The following is a 20414-nucleotide window of genomic DNA, read 5'->3' as shown; positions in this document are numbered from 1 at the left end:
CTTAGGAAAACAACTTAATAAAACCTGTGATCACCAACGCGTTCACGAAGTCCACAAACAACGAGCCCACTAAAGGAATCACGAAAAACGCTTTAGGGGATGGCCCATTTTTGCTGGTAAAGGCTTGCATGTTTGCCACAGCGTTAGGGGTTGCGCCCATACCAAAACCACAATGCCCTACCGAAATCGTAACAGCATCATAGTCTCGTCCCATCACACGGAAGGTCACGTAATACGCAAACACCGCCATCAAAATGGTTTGTGCCACCAAGATCACCAACAATGGCCCCGCAACGTCTACCAACTCCCACAGCTTCATGTCCATCAATGCCATGGTTAAGAAGAAGGCCAACGACACTTCACCAATAACGCCTACTTCATGCTCGGGGCAACGTAATTTGCGCAGGTCGATGATATTACGCATGACCGCAGCAACCAACATCCCACCCAAGTAACCTGGCAAGACTATTTCTTTGGTGGCTAAGTAATCGGTAATCGTGACCCCAATACCCATCGCAATCGCAATCAATACCACGGTGTACATGATGGTGCCCATCAAGTATTGTTTGCCGCCTTTTTTCTTTTTTGTGGGCGCATTGTCTTCGCTTTCATCCGTCTCAAATTCAGACACTTCAGTGTGCGCACGGCCTTTAACCTTGTAGCGCTGCATTAAGCGACGGCCCAATGGTCCACCAATTAAACAGCCAAACACCAAGCCCCATGTGGATGCTGCCATCGCAGCAGGCAACGCACCGGTTACCCCTAGGTTTTCTAAGATAGGGCCAAACGCACCCGACGTACCGTGCCCACCAGTCATGGAGATAGAGCCCGCCGCCAAGCCCAGCAAGGGGTTAGCGCCCATAGCGCCCGCCAAACCTACGCCTACGATATTTTGCAATACCACCAGCACAACGACGACGGCCAAGAATATCAATACCGCCAAACCACCTTTTTTCAGTAGTTCCAAGCTTGCCGAGAACCCAATAGTGGTAAAGAACACCACCATAAAGAACTCGCGAATGCTTTTCGATAAGGTGATTTCAAAGGCGCCAGTCTGATGCCCAATCAAAATCAAGATAGAAAATAGCAAACCGCCAATAATGGGGCTGGGGATAAAGTATTTACCCAACACAGCCACACGGCTTTTAATAAGTTCACCCACCACCAAGAACACAGCGGCCAAGCCTACTGTTTGGGGGATATTCAACTGAATAGCGGTTAAATCCATAGGTATTCCCTACTCGTAAAATCGTGCTTGTTTTGTATGTATAGATAGGCTGTAGCGCTACACAATTGGCGTTACAGCAAGCCTACTGAACGGGCAATAAAGGCAGCAATATGTTCGGGCTGATTTAAGTCTAACAAGGGTAGCGGACACGACGTCAACTCTGTTACATCGGTTGCCACAGCAACCACGCCTTGGTTTTCTGCATAGACAGGGGCAATTCCCCTAGACGGACGATGCACTTCTAAACGGGGGATATCGGCTTGCCTGTAGCCCTCTACCAACACCAGATTTACTGGTCCCAAACGGTCTACCAACTGCTGTAACGATGGCTCGTCTTGCCCATGTAACGAGTGAAACAGCGCGTACTGATACGGTGATGCTACGATCACCTCGCGAGCGCCAGCCGTACGAAATCTGGCGCTATCTTTATGAGGGGGTTCAAAACTTAATTGATGATGACTGTGTTTGATCACAGCCACCTCAATGTTTCGTTCCACGAACCAAGGTAGCATGGCTTCGACCAAGGTAGTTTTACCGCTACCTGACCTACCGATAATGCCAAAGACCCGGTTCAAGTCTGTCATAGTTTAGCGATCGCGCTTAACTGCAAACGCACAAAAAGTGATTAAGGTTTGCTTGAAGTCTGACTCTGGGAAGGCCGCAATAGCATCCAAAGCCAATTGAACTTCAGCATCGGCGGCACCACGCGTGTATGCCAACGCATCCGTATTATGGATAGCACGTGCCACGGCTTCAAAGTCGCCATCGCCTTTTTCAATCGCTTGTTTAATCAGTTGCTGCTCGTCTGGCGTGCCGACTTCCATGACACGGATCAACGGTAATGTAGGTTTACCTTCGCGCAAATCGTCGCCCACGTTTTTGCCTAGGGCTTCTACATCGCCACTGTAATCCAGCACATCATCAATTAACTGGAAGGCTGTACCAATATGACGACCGTAAGCCGCTGCCGCTTGCTCTAGTTCGTCGCTAGCACCCGCCAAAATCGCACCTACTTGTGCCGCCGCCTCAAACAGCTTGGCTGTTTTATAGCGCACCACTTGCAGGTAACGCTCGCGCGATACATCGGGATCATGCACGTTTAGCAATTGCAGCACTTCGCCTTCAGCAATGATGGTTGTGGCACCAGACAGCACTGACATGGCGCGCATAGAACCGCATTCCACCATCATTTCAAACGAACGTGAGTACAAGTAGTCGCCTACCAGCACACTTGCCGCATTACCGAATACGGCATTCGCAGTACTACGACCGCGACGCATATCGGATTCATCGACTACGTCATCGTGCAGCAACGTTGCCGTGTGAATAAACTCGACCACTGCTGCCAACAAGTGGTGAAACTTGCCTTCATAGCCCAGCGCCTTAGCCACCAGCAAAACCATTGCCGGGCGCATACGCTTGCCACCAGCACTGACGATGTATTCCCCTATAGTACGAATAAGGACAACTTCCGAATTAAGACGCCCGCGAATGACTGCGTCCAGTTCGCGCATATCATCGGCTATAGGGCTCATCAGATCTGGGAGACTCAAGACAAATTTCCGAATGGTAAAAAGTTGATACACATCGCGCAACAGCTTGCGCAAAACACCTAATTATACGGGTTTGTCCATATTTCGCAGCGTCTAGTTGCTATCTTTCTGACTTATCACTGTTTTTCCCCAAGGCAGATGTCTCGTTACCGCACGCTATCACTACCTCTGCACAGGGTGTGTAGGGAAAGAACAGCACCTTTTAGTCATTGTCATTTTTTTAGCGATAATAGATCTTTTACTACGCACTTTTGGAGATCTCTGTTGAGTACGCCCGACTTGAGCAACCTGATCCAACGTGCCGAACGTGTCCTGGCCCAACTTGAAGCCTGGCTACCTCCGGCTCCCCCTGAAACAGACTGGAATGCCTATGCATTTCGCTGGCGCAAACAAGGCTCTAGAGGGTGGTTAGATTCTGTACATAATATTGCGGCAATCCAACCCGATAACCTGCACCACATCGAACGTCAAAAAGAAGCGCTTGAGCGCAACACCCTGCACTTTCTGGCTGGAAAACCTGCCAACAACGTGCTGATGACTGGTGCGCGTGGCACTGGTAAAAGCTCGCTAGTGAAAGCCATGCTCTGCAGCTTGGCCGATCAAGGTCTGCGCCTGATCGAAGTAGACCGCGACGACATGGCAGATTTAGGCGATATCATCGACCTGATCAGCAACCGTCCTGAACGCTTTATTATTTTCTGCGATGACCTATCGTTTGAAGATGGCGAACCTGGCTACAAAGTACTGAAGTCTGTGCTGGATGGTTCAGTGGCTTCGCCTGGTGACAACGTATTGATTTACGCCACCTCAAACCGTCGCCACCTCATTCCTGAATACCACAGCGAAAACTTACAAGCCAAACCGCACTCTGACGGTGAGATTCACCCCGGCGAAGCCGTAGAAGAAAAAATCTCGCTATCCGAGCGGTTTGGCCTGTGGTTATCGTTCTACCCATTTAGCCAAGATAAATACCTAGACATAGTAAACCACTGGTTGCAACAAGCTGGCTGCACACCTGAGCAAATCGCTGAGGCACGTACCGAAGCCTTGCAATGGGCCTTACACCGTGGTTCTCGTTCTGGCCGTGTTGCACGTCAATTTGCACGTGATTGGGCAGCGCGTTATGTCTAAGCCTCGTATTCACGCAGCAGTAGGCATCATCCTGCGTGAGGACGGTAAAGTACTGTTTGGTCAACGTCCCGCCGATAAACCCTGGCCTGGTTACTGGGAACTGCCCGGTGGCAAAGTCGAAGCAGGCGAGACCGTGCAACAAGCACTGAGTCGTGAGCTAAAAGAAGAGCTGGATATTGATGTCACGCACTCCACACCGTGGATTGAGTACGTACACGAATACCCAAAAAACATCGTGCGTCTTTCTTTTTATAAAGTAGATGCATGGAATGGCGTGGAAACTGGTGTGGAAGGCCAAGAGCTAACCTGGTTAACACCTGCCTGGCCACTATCCGTTGAGCCAGTATTACCCGCAGCCGAACCACCTATGCGTTGGCTAAGTCTGCCTAATCGTTACCTGCTTAGCCACATAGGTGCTGAGTCCAACACTGACAACTGGTTGGAACAACTAGAGCGTGCGCTAGAAAATGGTGTGCAATTGGTGCAATTCCGTGAACCGGAATGGGAACAACAAGCAGAAAACGACACAGAACAACGTACCTCCCTACACCAAGCATGGCTTGCTACCCGCGAACTGTGCTGGAAATATGGCGCACGCTGCCTGATCAATAGCGTGCACCCAAAAGCGTGGTGGTCAGAAGGCGACGGCATACAGTTACGAGCCAAGGATGCGCACCACTGGGCTACGGATGCCAACGCCGGTTTAAAAGCCGATACCGCCCATGCTGACCCTGTTTTAGGTCTGCCCGAAAAAGCGTTAGTGGGTGTATCTGTGCATAACCAAGACGACCTAGCTGCGGCGATCAAACTCAACGCCAGCTTCGTCGTTGTGGGCCATGTGCTGCCTACGCCGTCTCACCCAGGCGAAGAAGGCCTAGGTTGGGCGGCGTTCCAAGAATTAGCGTGGCAAGCAGGACGCCCGGTATACGCTATTGGCGGCCAGTCAGAAAAAAACTTGGCTGAAGCGTCTGAACATGGCGCTCACGGTATTGCTGGTATTCGCCAGATTGGGCAACAGGCATGACGGATCAAGTCAGTATTTCTGAACGCGATGGTATTCGTTACCTGCACCTAGGCAGCCCCTGGGTGCAGGGTGCTATGCGCTTAGAAAAACCCGATCAGCTAGAGCTGACTTACATTCAGCAAATGATGATCTGGTCGCTGTTTTTGCCTACGCCCAAGCACATTGTGCAACTGGGCTTAGGGGCCGCCAGCCTTACCCGCTTTTGCCACCAACATTACCCTGAGGCCACCGTCAGTGCGGTGGAATTAAACCCGCACGTTATCGCTACCTGCCGATTGCTGTTCGACTTACCCGAGAACAGCGCTGCGTTAAACGTGATAGAAGCGGATGCTGCACAGTACGTACAACAGGCTGCAGATCACAGCATTGACGTGCTGCAAATAGACTTATACAGCGCTGACGCACAAGAGCCTGCCTGCGAAGGCGAGGAGTTCTATGCGAACTGCGCCCGCAGCCTCACGAATGACGGTATTGTCACTGTGAATATTCTGGGAAACTCATCGGTACATGCCCGCCATATACAACAACTGCAAAATACCTTTGCAGCCGTTGCATGGCTACCTGAATCACACGACGGCAACCTCATTGCCATTGCTTTCAAGAATCCACCCCAAATAGAGTTTGAAAAACTCTATCAAGATGCCAGCGTGCTAGAAGCCCAACTGGGGCTACCTGCTCGCGACTGGGTGGATGATTTGCTGGAATGGATGCAAGCAGACTAATGCTGCGTAGGTGATTGCTGCAGTACCGGGGGTTGGTTCAAGCTGGTCGCTTCCCAGCCCCCACCTAAGGCCGCAATTAACTGTACCGCAGCAATGTAATGGTCGGCTTGTAAGGCAATGGTGCTGCGTTCTGTACCTAAGGTGCTGGTTTCTACCTGCGCCAAGCTTAAGAAATCCACCATGCCTGCGGCATACTGGTTACGCATCAAGCTAAGTGATTCACGTGCGGCTTCTAGCGCGCGCTGCTGCGTTTGCATCTCTAGCGATAAACCTTGCCACTCTACCAGCGCATCTTCTACTTCCTTGATAGCATCCAACAGTTTTTGTCGGTACGCCGCCGCTTGTACATCGTAGGCAGCACGTGCATCGTCTACGCGAGCCGAGCGAGCACCGCCATCAAATATCTGTAAGGCTAAAGCAGGACCTAAGCTCCAGAACCTGGCCGGTGCTGTAAACCAGTCCGACCACTCACTGGCTCTATAACCACCTTGTGCACTTAAGGTTAAATCAGGCAACCATGCGGCTTGTGCCACCCCAATTTTGGCGTTGGCAGCCATCATCTGCCGCTCCGCCGAGGCCACGTCTGGTCGACGTTCTAACAACTGCACCGGCACAGCGGCTGGCATCGTAGGCAATACTGGCCAACCCTCTAAGGTCAGCGTTTGCATTGCAGCAGGCGTGACGCCTACCAGTACAGCCATGGCGTTATGCAGTTGCCCTTGCTGTCTATTCAAGGCCAAGCGCTGTGTACGCGCATTTTCTAACTGAGCCTGCGCTGATGCCACATCGCTGCGCGATGACATACCAGCGTCATAGCGATTCTGTGTGATCTGTAAAACACGCTCGTACGCCGTAATAGTTTGGTCCATCAATTGCTGCGACACCCACACATTTTTAGCCTGAAAATAGCTTTGCGCTAAGGTAGAGGCCAAGCTTAATTGGGTGGCGGCAATATCGGCCTGACTGGCTTGCAGCGAAGCTTCAGCCGCTTCGTTAGAACGGCGCACCTTGCCCCAAACATCAGGCTCCCAACCTGCCGTCAGGCTCATAGAGTAGCTATCACTGGCACTGGGCGAGGCGGAGCCTGAACCACTGCGTGTATAACTACCCGAACTGTTTAAGGTAGGGTAAAACTCAGCGCGTGCGCTACCCAATGCGGCCAGTGCTTGCCTATAACGTGCCTCAGACTGCTCTAAGTTGGCGTTATGTGCCAACATTTTTTCCATCAGTTCGGACAGCACCGGGTCGTTAAACGCCACCCACCATTTCACTACCCCAATCTGTGCGTCAGCCGGTTGCGCCATCAGCCAACCCGGATTATCGCTCGCGTGGGCAACAGGCGCCGCTTCGTTTTTAAACCTAGTACCTACATCAATCTCGGGGCGTTGGTAATCAGGCCCAATGGCGCACCCTGCAATCAACGCACTACACGCCACCCCCAACGCACGCTGGCCCCATCGCATGGAGCCTACGGAACACATCAAAAAACGAGAAATATTAGGCAGCATGGTTAGACAAGCGCGCACGACGCTTAGCAAGATAACGTTGACGGAAACGGTCCAAATACAAATACACCACCGGCGTAGTATAAAGGGTCAAAACTTGGCTTAATAACAAACCACCCACAATGGTTAGCCCTAAAGGCTGGCGCATTTCCACCCCAGCGCCGGTTGCCACGATCAGCGGCACGGCACCCAGAATAGCGGAAATAGTGGTCATCATAATGGGTCTAAAACGCACTAAGCAGGCCTGATAAATGGCCTCTTCTGGGGGCAAACCATCACGGCGCTCGGCGATTAACGCGTAGTCCACCATCATGATGGCGTTTTTCTTCACAATACCAATCAATAAGAACACCCCGATCAGCGCAATCACCGAGAAGTCCTCGTTCATCACCATCAACGCCAACAAAGCACCAATACCGGCTGACGGCAGCGTAGAGAGAATGGTGATGGGATGTATATAACTTTCGTACAGCATGCCCAACACAATGTACATGGTGGCAAGCGCCGCCAGAATTAACCACGGTTGCTGTGCCAGCGAGTCTTGCATGAGCTTCGCTGTACCCCCAAAACCCGTTTGTATTTGATTGGTAGGTAAGCTGATTTCTGCCAATGACCGTTCGATGGCATTTACCCCCTGCTCTAGCGACACGCCCTCGGCCAACGCAAACGAAATGCTCTCGGATACAAATAACCCTTCGTGATTCACACTCAACGGTGCAGAACCCGGTACAAAATCGGTAAAGGTAGACAACGGAATACGATTTCCATCTTTGCTGATTACCTCTACTTGCTTAAGCGCTTCTACATCCTGAGCAAAGCGTTCTTCTACCCCCAACACAATGTTGTACTGATTCAAGCGCCCATACACCACCGACACTTGTCGTTGGCTAAACGAGTTATTCAGCGTAGAGGCAATCAAGGCCATATCTACCCCTAAGCTGGTCGCTTTTTCGCGGTCTATACGCATTTCTACGCGCCAACCGGGTTCCTCTGAGTCAGCTTCCACATCGGTAAGCTCTGGCAACGCGGCCATCGCACGCCTGACTTTTGGCATCCACTCTTTAAGCAATACCAAATCGCTGCCTAACAAACTGTACTGATACGCCCCTGCACGCCCTGCTCCGCCCACAAAAATATCCTGCTGTGGGGTCAGGAACATGCGTGCTCCCGGTTCAGACTGCAACTGTTCTCGCAACCGTGCAACGACTGTATTGGCGTTGGCATCACGTTCGTCTAAAGGCTTTAACTCAATCAGAATCGTAGAACTGGTGCTGGCTCCCTGACCACCCGCAAACACCGCCACACTTTGCACGGCGGGGTCATTCATCAACACTGTTCTAAACTTATCCAGCTTAGGCAGCATGCCTTGAAACGAGGTACCTTTATCTACCCTAAAAAAGCCCATTAGCTGCCCCGTATCCTGCTGGGGAAATAAGCCCTTAGGGATTACGGCGAACAAATAGCCATTCAGCACAATAGCCAAAAATAGCGATAGCAACGTTAAGCGCTTATGTCGCAATGCCCACGACAAACTGCGTTGATAGGCCACCGCAAACACATGGCCTACATAGCCTAAGACGCGGCTCACGCCTTGAAACATAGGTTTTGCTTTAGGCGTATCAGGCAATAATCTGGCCGCCATCATGGGCGTTAGCATGAGCGAAATCAGCAGCGAGAAAAAGATGGCCACAGATAAGGTCACGGCAAACTCTTTAAAGAGCTGCCCCACTAAGCCCCCCACTAGCCACAAGGGGATAAATACCGCCACCAGCGAAATACTCATCGCCAGCACCGTAAAGCCTACCTCGCGCACCCCTCGTATGGCCGCTCTAAATGGTTTGACCCCACGCTCTACATGGCGCATGACACTTTCCAACACCACAATGGCATCGTCCACCACAAAACCAGTGGAAATAATTAAGGCCATCAACGAAATGGTGTTTAAGGAAAAGCCAAAAAAATACACCAGCGAAAACGCACTTAATAACGATGCCGGTACGGCAATGGCCGGAATCAGCGCTGCCCGCCAATCACGCAAAAACGCCAATACCACGAGCACTACCAGCACCATGGCAATGATCAGTGTTTTGCGTGCTTCTTCTAATGAGGCCCGAATACTAGGTGTACGATCTTGCGCTACCGACAAATGCACATCCGCCGGCATCATGGCTTCGAAGTCCGGCAGTTTGTCGCGAATCGCGTCTACCGTTTCAATAATATTGGCATCGGCTTGTCGCCGCACTATCAACAGCACTGCTGGTTTTTCGTTAGAAAATCCCGCGTTATATAAGGTTTCGGTGCTGTCTTCTACTAACGCCACATCGCTTAAGCGTATAGGGTTACCGTTTCGCCATGCCACGATCAAGGGCCTAAACTGCTGGGCACGACTCATCTGCGCCCCCGAGTTCACATACCACTGGTGATCGCTATTTTCTAAGTAGCCGTTAGGGCCTATGGCATTTTCCCGTGCTAAGGCACTGCGTACTTCATCCAGCGACACGCCCATGCTGCTCAGCAAACGCGGGTTCAAACTAATGCGCACAGCCGGCAATGACGAACCGCCCACCGACACCTCGCCCACGCCTTTAACCTGCGCTAATTTTTGCGCAACGATGGTGGTCGCCAAGTCATATAGCTCGGCAGGTGTAGCAATGGGTGAGGTCATGGCCAACACCATCACCGGCATGGAGGATGGGTTCACCTTGAAATAGGAGGGTGGGTCACGCATACCCGACGGCAACATAGGGCGTGCCTGATTAATAGCCGCCTGCACTTCACGTGCTGCATTGTTGATGTCCTGATCAAGGTCAAACATCAATGTAATGCGTGTAGAGCCCTCGGAGCTGCGTGATGTCATTTCCATCACCCCCGAAATCGAGCCTAAGGACTGTTCTAACGGCATGGCCACACTGGACGACATGGTTTCAGGGCTAGCACCAGACAGCCGTGCCTCTACCATGATCATGGGAAAATCCATCTCGGGCAGCGGCGCAACAGGCAGCATAAATAGCGACAGCACCCCCGCTCCCACCATCGCCAAACACACTAAGGTGGTGGCAACAGGACGCACAATAAAGAGGGTTAGCCACCTCATGCGCTAACCTCTCTCCCTGTAGCTCGTGAGGCTTTCCAACGCGTGGCGAGTCTATCAAAGAACAAATAGATAACCGGCGTTGTAAATAACGTCAGCACCTGGCTGCAAAGCAAGCCACCCACCATGACTAAACCTAGCGGTTGGCGCAACTCAGCCCCTGACCCCGACGCAAACATCAGTGGCAACGCACCAAATAGCGCCGCCAATGTTGTCATTAAGATGGGCCTAAACCGCAGCAATGCCGCTTGATGTATAGCCTCTTGCGCCGACAAACCTTGTTCGCGCTGCGCAACCAAGGCAAAGTCGATCATCATGATGGCGTTTTTCTTCACAATACCGATAAGCAAGATAATGCCTATCACCCCTATCATGTCTAAATCTCGTCCCGCCAACAGCAACGCCGCTAGCGCGCCAATGGTGGCCGAGGGTAAGGTAGACAAAATCGTGATGGGGTGTATATAGCTTTCGTACAAAATTCCCAGCACGATATACATAGTCACCACTGCCGCCAACATCAGCCACAAGGTGCTGGATAACGAGGCTTCAAACGCGCGTGCAGCGCCCAAGAACCGTAGCTCTACGGAATCAGGTAACCCTATATCGGATCGCGTCGCTTGGATCTCGGCCACCGCCTCAGACAACGAGGCTCCGGATGCCAAACTAAAGGACACGTTCGCGGACGGGAATTGATCTAGCCTTTCTATGCTCAGCATCATGGGCGCAATACGCCAACTGGCGACTGTACTGAGCGGTACCGTCGTGCCACTACTAGTAGGAATATGCAGGTTAGCGACGTTTTCAGGGTATTCGCGGAACTCATCTGCCACTTCCAGCACTACCCTGTACTGTGCCGACTGCGTATAGATGGTAGAAATTTGTCGCTGGCCAAACGCGTCGTACAACACATCATCCAAGGTGGCCTTCGTCACCCCCAGTCGGGCAGCCGTATCCCTGTCTACATCCAGCATTAACTGCTGACCACCCGGTTGCTGATCGGTTGCCACCGATGCTATAGATGGCAAAGCACGCAAGGCATCTTCCCACACGGGTAACCAGTTTTCTAACACCCGTTTGTCGGGGTCAGACAAGGCCATTTGGTAAGGGTTACGTGCGACTTGATCATCTACCGTCAGCTCTTGCACGGTTTGTATATACACCTTCAAGCCAGGCACCGTAGCCACTGCTTGCTCTAATTCTTTACCGATGGTGATCGCATCCAGACTGCGTTCTGATTGCGGTAACAAGCTAATCTGCATGCGCCCTGTATTTAAGGTGGCATTATTGCCATCTACCCCAATAAAGGTGGTCACGCTTTCCACATCGGGATGACGCAAGATTTCTTCTGCTGCCTGTGTTTGCAAACCGGACATAGCTTGAAAAGACGCGCGTTGCGGCCCTTCTGTAATGGCCTGCAACATACCGGTATCTTGCGCGGGGAAGAAGCCTTTAGGCACTACCATATACAGCAATGCAGTGAAGACCAGCGTACCCACAGCCACCCATAGCGTGAGCACTTGATGGCGCAACACCCATTTCAAACCATCGTCATAGCGCTGAATCATCACATCGGTTTTATGCGCTAACCACGACACACTACGCTGATAAAAACGCTGCGGTTTGTCAGTATCTTCTGGTTTAGCAGGCTCATCACTGTGCGCACGCAGCAAGCGAGCACACATCATGGGGGTCAGGGTGAGCGATATCACCAACGACAACAAAATAGCGACCGCTAACGTGAGTGCAAACTCTCGGAACAAGCGGCCAATGACATCACTCATAAACAGCAATGGAATCAGCACAGCAATCAGAGAGAAAGTCAGCGATAGCAAGGTAAAGCCAATTTGCTTTGCCCCTTTTAACGAGGCCGCTAATGGTTTTTCACCCTGCTCTATGTAACGGGCGATGTTCTCTATCATGACGATGGCATCGTCCACCACAAAACCGGTAGCAATGGTCAGCGCCATCAAGGTCAGGTTATTCACACTGAAACCCATCAAGAACATAATGCCAAAGGTACCCGCTAACGACAGCGGCACTACTACACCGGGAATGAAGGTTGCTGTCCACGTGCGCAAGAACACAAAAGTCACCAACACCACCAGCACAATAGCCAATAGCATTTCTTGCTGCACATGCGCTACCGAGTCGCGAATAGTACGGGTGCGGTCAGCCGCCACCACTACATCCACCCCGGCAGGCATGGCCTGCTGCAAGCTGGGCAGTAACTCGGTGATTTTATCCACAACCTCGATCACGTTCGCGCCGGGCTGGCGCTGCACATTCAGCAAAATAGCAGGTGTACTGCCAAACCATGCCGACTGTCGGGCATCTTCCGCCGCATGCACGACGGTTGCCACATCGCCCAAACGCAATGCTGAACCATTTTCGTAGCGCAGAATCAGGTTTTCGTAGTCCTCTACCGACTGTAATTGTTCATTGGCACTAATAGAGGTAGAACGTACCGGACCATTTAAGGTCCCTTTAGGCTGGTTAACGTTAGCCGCCACCACCGTTTGACGCACATTACTTAAGGTTAGCTGATGCGCGGCTAAGGCTTCCGGGTTCACCTGTATGCGCACTGCTGGACGTTGCCCGCCGGCAATGCTCACCAAGCCCACACCTGTAACCTGCGAGAGTTTTTGTGCCACCCGCAGATCAATTAAATCCCGTACCTCGGTCAACGGCAGCGTAGGCGACATAATCGCTAAACTCAACACTGGCGTATCCGCGGGGTTCACCTTGTTATAAATAGGAGGGGATGGCAAATCAGAGGGCAGCGTGTTGGCTGCTGCGTTAATCGCCGCTTGCACCTCTTGCTCGGCCACATCCAGCGATAAGCCTAAGTCAAACTGCAAGGTAATGCGCGACGCCCCACCCGAACTGGATGAGGTCATCTGAGATAAGCCCGACATCTGCCCGAACTGTCGCTCTAATGGCGACGTGACTAAGGCCGTCATCACATCAGGACTTGCCCCGGGATACAAGGTCACCACCTGAATAGTGGGATAATCCACTTGCGGCAACGCTGCTACCGGCAACCACCGGTAGCCCAACAAGCCTGCCCCTAACAAGGCCAACATAGCCAAAGTGGTGGCGACTGGCCTTAGGATAAACAGACGTGAGAAGTTCACTGTTTACTGGCCTCTGGTGCGATCACATCCACTTCCGCCCCTTCGCGCAAGCGATCCATACCTTCGGTCACGATTTGCTCACCCGCTTCCAAACCGTTCAACACCACGGTATCCACATCGTTGGTGACGCCTGTTTGTATGGCACGCACTGACACTTTGCTTTGCTCGTTGATTACATACACATAATCACCAATAGAGCCGCTTTGTATCGCACGGGCGGGCACAATTACCCCATCTTGCTGCCCCAACAACACTTTCACATTCACAAATTGATTGGGAAATAGCTTGTGGTCTTCATTCGCAAATTTCGCCTTGATGCGTACCGTACCGGTATTCACATCAATTTGGTTATCAATGGCCATCAACTCACCCGTGGCGAGTAATTCACCATTACGATTGCTCACGGTTACCGTCACCATGCTAGCCAGCATTTCATGTTCATGCACGGCCTCTAACACACGTTGCAAATCTTGCTGAGGCAATGAAAAGTGCGTAGCAATAGGTTGAGTTTGCGTAATCACCACCAGCCCTTCGGTACTACCCGCCGAGATCAAATTACCTTTATCAACCGTACGCAACCCCAACCTACCACTCAATGGTGCCGTAATACGGGTGTAATCCAACTGCAATTGCGCTTCATCTACGCCAGCCTTGGCTGCCTGTACAGCACCTTGCAGTTGCTGAGTGGTGGCCTCTTGGTTTTGCAGTTGTTGCAACGAAATGGAGTCTTGCTTGGATAAGCGTTTGTAGCGATCTAGATCCAGACGCGCTAACCGCAACTGTGCTTCACTTTGCACCAGTTGTGCCTTGGCCTGATCTAGGCGTATTTGATATGAGCGTGGATCAATTTTTGCGAGCAATGCCCCTTCTTCAATCCATTGCCCATCTTCAAAGGCAATATCTACCAGCTCGCCCTCTACGCGACTACGCACGGTTACGACATTAAAGGCTTGTACAGTGCCAATGGCGGGAAGCTGCACCGGAAGCTGACCAAACCGCGCTTGCGCTGCTCGTACAGGCACTTTAGCCCCCATCATCCCCATCATGCCGGGGCGTCCTTTTGGAGCACTTGCCCCCCCTGCTGTTCGACTGGACTGCCACCAATATACGGCTACGATCACCATCACGATTAGCAAGCACCACCAGAACACCCGCGCACGGGGTCTTGAACGGGATGCAGAATTCGTCATTCACTGCTCTCCAACAAGCAAAGCTATTTTTTTTAGATAGGGCTATGTGCCCCGTGCCATGTGTAGCGTGAGTAGCTACGCTGACCCAGCTACTCTAGCGACTCACTCAACCACGTTGGGACTCTTCGCAAAGGAATAAGTTCCATTCTCAATAACAAAAAGTGTCTGCACGTTACCCAATATTGCAGCGTGCCAGTTTGAAATGTATATCTCGTGTCAATGGCACGGGTTTGTTGGTGGTGTCTTGCAATGCAAAACGTACCCACAACACATATTTGTTCGCGCTCATCTCAGGAAACACACCGGCCGCTTCATTTACCCATACTCGCAGTAACTGAAAGGACTTACCGCCTAGCATTTCTTGGTAATTACCTTCATGGGCTGTGTGCTCTAACACATCACCGGCATCACGCAATAAGCGCAACACCAGCAACAGTGCCGTATGCAAAGGCTTGAAAGCGTCCGACCACTCTTTAAGATTGGCATGACGCTGTGCCGCAGGCCTAGATTGCCATGCAAAATAAGAAGGAATATCGACTTGTGAACAGCCACCTGGCACCGTTAACCGACCACGCAGACTGCCTAGCCATTCGTTTTCTTTAAGGTTTTGCCCCAAGCGGCCTTGCGCCGCTAATGGACTGCTCACTTCATGCAGTTCATTTAGCATGTGATCCAACAACTGAGCGGACACGCCAGGATGTTCACGTAATGCCGATAAGGCCGCACGCTGGCGCTCTATATCCTGCAGAATCATTCCACGTAGGTCTGAACGTTCACAAACATCCAGTATTTCGAACAATGTAGTGACGGCTATCTGGTGCAAATGGGGGTCATCGCCCGCCATGAAATAACACAGACGGTCAAATAAATATTCGACCCGCAGAAAGGCACGTACACGTTCGTTACAGGGATACTCGTAAAGAATCACGTGAAAAAAACCCTTAAATAGCTAAAAAAATGCACTGATGTAGATTAACGCTGTTGCAACCACTGCTGATGTAGCTGTTCCGCTTGACGGCTTAACTCATGCAATGAGGTGGTGCCATCATTGACGATAACATCGTCTGCAACCGCCAAACGTTGTTCTCTGGTTGCTTGCGCCCCCATGATACGCTCAATGACCTCATCCGTCAGCCCACTACGCTCACGTACCCGCTGTTTCTGGGTAGCCTCATCGCAGTCCACTACACAAATGCGATCTACACGATTACGCCAACTGCCGCGCTCAATAAGCAGTGGAACAACCACTACCACATACAAGCCGCTAGCCGCCATAACCTGCCTACGAGCCTCTTCCCCAATTAAGGGGTGTAATAACGCCTCTAGGCGTTGGCGTTCGGCGGGATTCGCAAACACATGCTCACGCATACGCTGTCTATCCATACCGTGCTCTGCCGTAATAAATTCTGGGCCAAACTGCTCAGCAATAGCGGCAATCGCCAATCCTTCAGTCTGACACAGTTGGTGGGCGACTAGATCCGTATCTACCACCGTGGCACCCCACTCTTCCAGCAGTGTGGCCACTTGGCTTTTACCTGACCCTATTCCACCTGTTAACCCAATTTTTAGCATAGGCTTTGCATCCTTAAAACCCGTATGGTGAAAAGCCCATACTCAGGCTGGATTCCCATACATTTATTACACTATACGCTAGGCATAAGTATGGCCCAAAAGCACACGCTCCGCGAGGTAAACAGCGACGCTGCCACCCTGCTTGTACCACCCAACAGGCACAGGTAGAAACTAACACCAAACCTATGCCCGCATCGGGTTGCGGACTAACCGCCCACAGCCCTAAAAACAATTTTAGGTCTCCGGCTCCCATCCACTGCTGATACACGGCAGCGACACCATAGCGATACCCTATATACAAGGCCACACTCCACCACCATGCCACGTCAGGTGTACTCAAGGCCACACCATCAACAGCTACACACCACCACGGCAAAATCATCAGCGGAATCGTTAAGGCATCGGGCAACAACCGCGTATACAGATCACACCACGCTAAAAACAATAGAACCACAGTTAGTGCCACATACCACAGGCCCACTGCTATAGAAACGTGTCCATGCGTAACTAAGTACCACCCCTTATATAAGAGCGCTGCCGCTAAAGACACACCAACGCCTATCCCTAGCACGGCGTAACAGCGCCGCCATGCCGAGTGCGGCCAGAAGCCAAAGCGAGCCCAATAACGTGGCTGCTTTAGTGTTTGCCATGCCGCGTGCCATAAACGGCTGCTGTTAGGTGTAGCACCCTGTTGCAAGATAAAGGCATAGCACGCAGCCCAACTTTGGGCAAAGCTCATTAAAAGTGCTGCCTGCAGTGCGCACAGTAAATACAGCATTGTTGGAATCCTTATTCGCGAACAGCTTATAATGATTACTTCATTTGCCCACTTACCTGCACAGGATGGCATCATGCGTGCTCTTACTACCTCTGCTTTCCCAAGCCGTTCCCTGCTCACAGGCCTAGCACTTTGTGCATTACTTGCCGGTTGCGCTAGCCAATCAACGCCACCGTCGTATCAAAGCAGCCGTTCTGATACCGAAAATGATGCGCAAAACTCTGCCCGAGCCCAGCATACGCATGCGGCATCGCAGTTGCAGTTTGGTTTTGGTAAAGATGCGGTTGCCGAGCAACCTCGTACAGCTGACCAACAGTTGATTGAAAGCCGTCAGGTACGTGAACTTGTTGAGCCTCGTACATTCCTGGGTACGATTTCTTGCTCGCCCACGGATACTCTGTGTGTGCCACTACGCACTACGTTAACCACCGCCCCATCGGGTATTTGGCGTATGCGTATTGAAGCGGCTGACCGTTCCGCCCCTACCCACACCACCAGCGGTTGTTGGTATCAGGTTGGTAGTCAGCCTAATCGCATTATTTTGCAGTTAAGCAATGATGCCACCTTGGCTGAACTCAGCTTCGTGAACAATAACCAGATGAAAGTGCAGGCGTTTAATCAACAACGTCCTACGCTGGAAACCCTGCTGAGCCGCCAAGCAGATATAGACCCCATCAACGAGTTGGATGGTCGTCCGGCCCCTCAGTGTAATCGTCCGCAGTAATAGGCCCTTTCACGTCTTGGCTTGAACCGCTACACCCCTTAGTGTCCGGTTCAGCCAGACTATAGCGATTGCGCATGCCTCGCGTGAACACCAAATGCGAGAGCTCCATGGCACCACGCACATTTAATTTGCTGTACATGCTTCCTCGATGCGCATCTACCGTGCGCTGTGAAATACCCAGTTTTGCTGCAATGGACTTGCTCGGCAACCCCTGTATGACCAATTTCATGACTTGTAGCTCACGCGCGGTTAAACGTTGATTTAGCCATGTCGCGGTTTCTTGTTGTGGTGTCTGCATTACAAAGCCTCCAATAAGTGGGAGCAATAAAAATTGCCACCTGAAAACGCTACCCTACTGCCCTAGTTATGGCAAATAATAGCGACACTTATGCTTTGTTACAATATGATCAAATGATCCACCTAGCAAACCTCTTCGCTCCAATCCTGCTGTTACACAGGATTGAAGGCCACCGCTTATCGCATTAACGATCTTTCAACAGCATACCCAGTACAGACTGCACGTCTAGAGCACCTTCTGAGTTCTCGCCATTACCTGAACTGGATACAGCGCCAATCAATGCTGGCAGTAACTCGGTCAAGTGAGACAACACTTTGTTCTCGCTTAAGCCGCTGTCGTCCGCCATGGTGGCGACCGCTTTATTACCCAAGACCTGCTCAAGCTGCCCCATACTCACGGGCAATTTTTCGCCGCTGCTCATCCACGAGGTCACTACCTTCGCTAAGCCACCCTGCTTAAATGCCTGTATCAAGCCATTCAGGCCCCCGGGAAACTTATTCACCAACGACACCAAGGCCGGAATCAGACTGGCACGTTCTTGTTGTGCTGGGTTCAATGCTGCAGATGCAACGGACATCAAAGAGTTCAGGAAGCTCACGGTAAATACCTCGTTATTTACTTGTTTTAAGTCTAAGGACGATACATTGTGCCGTGCTTTCGCACACCGTAGAAAAAACAAATGCAAACAAAAATCTCTTCTTAAACGATGCCTCTATCTAAGGGACTGCCACACAAGGAACTTTAGTTTTTACTCCTGCGTAATGACGTGGTGATAAAGACAAAAATGCGCTGCCTAAGCAGCGCATTTTTAGCTCTTCATCCTACTTATAAGCTCAGTTTAATCACCAAACTGAATGCCCTGCGCCAACGGCAGCTCACGCGAGTAATTGATGGTGTTGGTCGCACGTCGCATATACACTTTCCATGCATCAGACCCCGATTCACGGCCACCACCGGTTTCTTTCTCGCCACCAAATGCACCACCAATCTCTGCACCGGAGGTACCGATATTCACGTTAGCGATACCGCAATCTGAGCCGTTAGCTGATAAGAAAAACTCGGCTTCACGCAGGTCGTTACTGAAAATCGCGGACGACAAACCTTGTGGCACATCGTTTTGCATATCTACCGCTGTTTGGAAATCGGTATAGCGCATGACATACAAAATCGGTGCGAAGGTTTCGTGTTTCACCACACTACTTTGTTCGGGCATTTCCACAATGGCAGGTTTCACATAGTAGCCATTGGGATATTTGTCTTGCAGCACACGTTCACCACCGTGAACCGTACCACCTTGCTCACGCGCATTTTTCAATGCTGTTTGCATGGCATCAAAAGAGTCTTTGTCTATCAGCGGGCCTACCAAGGTGCCTGTTTCCAATGGGCTACCAATCACCGCACTGTCGTAGGCTTTACGCAGACGTTTCAACAACTCATCTGCCACGCTTTCGTGCACAATCACACGACGAGTCGTAGTGCAACGCTGGCCTGCTGTGCCTATAGCCCCAAACAAAATACCGCGCATCGCCAAATTCAAATCGGCAGATTCGCTGACGATAATGGCGTTATTACCACCCAGCTCTAGCAATGAACGGCCAAAACGTGCCGCCACACGTGGGCCTACTTCTTTACCCATACGAGTAGAACCTGTTGCCGACACCAGTGCTACATCGTGGTTATCTACCAGCGCTTCCCCTACATCGCGCTCACCAATCAGCACTTGGCTCAAATCTGCTGGTGCGTCACCAAAACGTTTCAATGCACGTTCAAACAACGCTTGGCATGCCAGAGCTGTCAACGGTGTTTTTTCCGAGGGTTTCCAAATCACAGCGTTACCGCATACCAGCGCCAATGCGGTATTCCATGACCACACCGCAACCGGGAAGTTAAACGCAGAAATCACCCCTATCACCCCTAGTGGGTGCCATGTTTCCATCATACGGTGACCAGGACGCTCAGATGCAATGGTTAAACCGTACAACTGGCGCGATAACCCCACTGCGAAATCGCAGATATCAATCATTTCCTGAACTTCGCCTGCCCCTTCAGCCAGAATTTTCCCAGCCTCGATGGACACCAGCTTGCCCAAGTTTTCTTTTTCTTCGCGCAGCACTTCACCAAACAGACGTACTAGTTCACCTCGGCGTGGTGCGGGTACCGAGCGCCATGCGGTGTAAGCCTGCTTAGCACGGCTGACTGCCGTCGCTACGTCGGCCACGCTGTGCTGCGCGACGCGAGCAATTTCTTGTCCATCCACAGGCGAAGCAACCGACAGCGATCCACCACGGATACTCGCTGCGTCCACACCCAGCTTTTCTAATAATTCTGCAGTTTGCATAGCAATTTCCATCCAATGAACAGGGGACAAAGTTCCGGCAACTAGCAGGTCACCGTATTTCTAATCAGAATATCATTTTTCGTATAGGAAAATTTATACTCAAAGGGAAAACACTAATAAAATATT

Annotated in this window: 17 protein-coding genes; 4 read left to right on the top strand and 13 right to left on the bottom strand. The window is 51.3% G+C overall.

Features of this window, described 5'->3' with window-relative positions:
• Position 1: 1 nt before the first annotated feature.
• The 3 genes from gltS to ispB all read right to left on the bottom strand — a co-directional run bounded on the left by gltS (position 2) and on the right by ispB (position 2781).
• On the bottom strand, positions 2-1228 hold the full coding sequence (gene gltS, locus GY634_RS02665) for a sodium/glutamate symporter (protein ID WP_166407010.1): 1227 nt from the start codon (positions 1226-1228) through the stop codon (positions 2-4).
• Positions 1229-1299: 71 nt separating this feature from the next.
• The gene (mobB, locus tag GY634_RS02660) at positions 1300-1812 is read right to left on the bottom strand and encodes a molybdopterin-guanine dinucleotide biosynthesis protein B (RefSeq protein WP_341352806.1); all 513 of its coding nucleotides are present in this window, start codon (positions 1810-1812) and stop codon (positions 1300-1302) included.
• Between the two features lie 3 nt (positions 1813-1815).
• Positions 1816-2781, bottom strand: coding sequence for an octaprenyl diphosphate synthase (ispB, locus tag GY634_RS02655; RefSeq protein ID WP_166407009.1), 966 nt, complete (start codon positions 2779-2781; stop codon positions 1816-1818).
• Positions 2782-3045: 264 nt separating this feature from the next.
• On the opposite strand from ispB, the gene GY634_RS02650 reads away from it, so the two are divergent.
• The 3 genes from GY634_RS02650 to GY634_RS02640 are packed head-to-tail and all read left to right on the top strand — an operon-like array spanning position 3046 to position 5658.
• The gene (locus GY634_RS02650; protein ID WP_166407008.1) at positions 3046-3912 is read left to right on the top strand and encodes an ATP-binding protein; all 867 of its coding nucleotides are present in this window, start codon (positions 3046-3048) and stop codon (positions 3910-3912) included.
• Entirely contained in the window at positions 3905-4936 is a 1032-nt protein-coding gene (locus tag GY634_RS02645) for a Nudix family hydrolase (RefSeq protein ID WP_166407007.1), read from the top strand. The genes GY634_RS02650 and GY634_RS02645 overlap by 8 nt, the downstream gene beginning before the upstream one ends.
• Positions 4933-5658 carry a spermine/spermidine synthase domain-containing protein gene (locus GY634_RS02640; protein ID WP_166407006.1) on the top strand — a complete coding sequence of 242 codons (726 nt, stop codon included), beginning with the start codon at positions 4933-4935 and terminating at the stop codon, positions 5656-5658. Before GY634_RS02645 ends, GY634_RS02640 begins: the two co-directional genes overlap by 4 nt.
• Here GY634_RS02640 and GY634_RS02635 read toward each other — a convergent pair.
• The 7 genes from GY634_RS02635 to GY634_RS02605 all read right to left on the bottom strand — a co-directional run bounded on the left by GY634_RS02635 (position 5655) and on the right by GY634_RS02605 (position 16889).
• Positions 5655-7121, bottom strand: coding sequence for an efflux transporter outer membrane subunit (locus tag GY634_RS02635; RefSeq protein ID WP_242683582.1), 1467 nt, complete (start codon positions 7119-7121; stop codon positions 5655-5657). The two genes, GY634_RS02640 and GY634_RS02635, sit on opposite strands and share 4 nt — an antisense overlap.
• 34 nt (positions 7122-7155) lie before the next feature.
• Entirely contained in the window at positions 7156-10257 is a 3102-nt protein-coding gene (locus GY634_RS02630) for an efflux RND transporter permease subunit (RefSeq protein WP_166407005.1), read from the bottom strand.
• The gene (locus tag GY634_RS02625) at positions 10254-13388 is read right to left on the bottom strand and encodes a multidrug efflux RND transporter permease subunit (RefSeq protein ID WP_166407004.1); all 3135 of its coding nucleotides are present in this window, start codon (positions 13386-13388) and stop codon (positions 10254-10256) included. Before GY634_RS02625 ends, GY634_RS02630 begins: the two co-directional genes overlap by 4 nt.
• The gene (locus GY634_RS02620) at positions 13385-14578 is read right to left on the bottom strand and encodes an MdtA/MuxA family multidrug efflux RND transporter periplasmic adaptor subunit (RefSeq protein ID WP_166407003.1); all 1194 of its coding nucleotides are present in this window, start codon (positions 14576-14578) and stop codon (positions 13385-13387) included. Before GY634_RS02620 ends, GY634_RS02625 begins: the two co-directional genes overlap by 4 nt.
• A gap of 172 nt (positions 14579-14750) precedes the next feature.
• Positions 14751-15506, bottom strand: coding sequence for a cell division protein ZapD (gene zapD / locus GY634_RS02615; protein ID WP_166407002.1), 756 nt, complete (start codon positions 15504-15506; stop codon positions 14751-14753).
• Positions 15507-15550: 44 nt separating this feature from the next.
• On the bottom strand, positions 15551-16150 hold the full coding sequence (gene coaE / locus GY634_RS02610) for a dephospho-CoA kinase (RefSeq protein ID WP_166407001.1): 600 nt from the start codon (positions 16148-16150) through the stop codon (positions 15551-15553).
• 13 nt (positions 16151-16163) lie between these two features.
• Positions 16164-16889, bottom strand: a complete 726-nt coding sequence (locus GY634_RS02605; RefSeq protein WP_166407000.1) for a prepilin peptidase — start codon at positions 16887-16889, stop codon at positions 16164-16166.
• 70 nt (positions 16890-16959) lie between these two features.
• On the opposite strand from GY634_RS02605, the gene GY634_RS02600 reads away from it, so the two are divergent.
• A complete protein-coding gene (locus GY634_RS02600) occupies positions 16960-17652 on the top strand; it encodes a hypothetical protein (RefSeq protein ID WP_166406999.1) in 693 nt (230 codons plus the stop codon).
• On the opposite strand, the gene GY634_RS02595 is transcribed toward GY634_RS02600, so the two are convergent.
• The 3 genes from GY634_RS02595 to amaB all read right to left on the bottom strand — a co-directional run bounded on the left by GY634_RS02595 (position 17603) and on the right by amaB (position 20288).
• On the bottom strand, positions 17603-17950 hold the full coding sequence (locus tag GY634_RS02595) for a response regulator transcription factor (protein WP_166406998.1): 348 nt from the start codon (positions 17948-17950) through the stop codon (positions 17603-17605). The two genes, GY634_RS02600 and GY634_RS02595, sit on opposite strands and share 50 nt — an antisense overlap.
• Before the next feature lie 184 nt (positions 17951-18134).
• A complete protein-coding gene (locus GY634_RS02590) occupies positions 18135-18548 on the bottom strand; it encodes a YidB family protein (RefSeq protein ID WP_166406997.1) in 414 nt (137 codons plus the stop codon).
• A 240-nt stretch (positions 18549-18788) separates the two neighbouring features.
• A complete protein-coding gene (gene amaB, locus GY634_RS02585; protein WP_166406996.1) occupies positions 18789-20288 on the bottom strand; it encodes an L-piperidine-6-carboxylate dehydrogenase in 1500 nt (499 codons plus the stop codon).
• Positions 20289-20414 lie beyond the last annotated feature (126 nt).

The sequence above is a fragment of the Paenalcaligenes suwonensis genome, assembly GCF_011290505.1.
In the GTDB taxonomy this organism is placed as follows: Bacteria; Pseudomonadota; Gammaproteobacteria; order Burkholderiales; family Burkholderiaceae_B; genus Paenalcaligenes; species Paenalcaligenes suwonensis.
This window is presented reverse-complemented; position numbering and strand designations above follow the sequence as displayed.

Excerpts from the sequence above, each read along its gene's own strand:
- gltS (WP_166407010.1), bottom strand. The coding sequence starts at position 1,228 with ATGGATTTAACCGCTATTCAGTTGAATATCCCCCAAACAGTAGGCTTG.
- mobB (WP_341352806.1), bottom strand. The coding sequence starts at position 1,812 with ATGACAGACTTGAACCGGGTCTTTGGCATTATCGGTAGGTCAGGTAGC.
- GY634_RS02645 (WP_166407007.1), top strand. The coding sequence starts at position 3,905 with ATGTCTAAGCCTCGTATTCACGCAGCAGTAGGCATCATCCTGCGTGAG.
- GY634_RS02640 (WP_166407006.1), top strand. The coding sequence starts at position 4,933 with ATGACGGATCAAGTCAGTATTTCTGAACGCGATGGTATTCGTTACCTG.
- GY634_RS02635 (WP_242683582.1), bottom strand. The coding sequence starts at position 7,121 with ATGCGATGGGGCCAGCGTGCGTTGGGGGTGGCGTGTAGTGCGTTGATT.
- GY634_RS02630 (WP_166407005.1), bottom strand. The coding sequence starts at position 10,257 with ATGAGGTGGCTAACCCTCTTTATTGTGCGTCCTGTTGCCACCACCTTA.
- GY634_RS02620 (WP_166407003.1), bottom strand. The coding sequence starts at position 14,578 with ATGACGAATTCTGCATCCCGTTCAAGACCCCGTGCGCGGGTGTTCTGG.
- coaE (WP_166407001.1), bottom strand. The coding sequence starts at position 16,150 with ATGCTAAAAATTGGGTTAACAGGTGGAATAGGGTCAGGTAAAAGCCAA.
- GY634_RS02605 (WP_166407000.1), bottom strand. The coding sequence starts at position 16,889 with ATGAGCTTTGCCCAAAGTTGGGCTGCGTGCTATGCCTTTATCTTGCAA.
- GY634_RS02600 (WP_166406999.1), top strand. The coding sequence starts at position 16,960 with ATGATTACTTCATTTGCCCACTTACCTGCACAGGATGGCATCATGCGT.
- GY634_RS02595 (WP_166406998.1), bottom strand. The coding sequence starts at position 17,950 with ATGCAGACACCACAACAAGAAACCGCGACATGGCTAAATCAACGTTTA.
- amaB (WP_166406996.1), bottom strand. The coding sequence starts at position 20,288 with ATGCAAACTGCAGAATTATTAGAAAAGCTGGGTGTGGACGCAGCGAGT.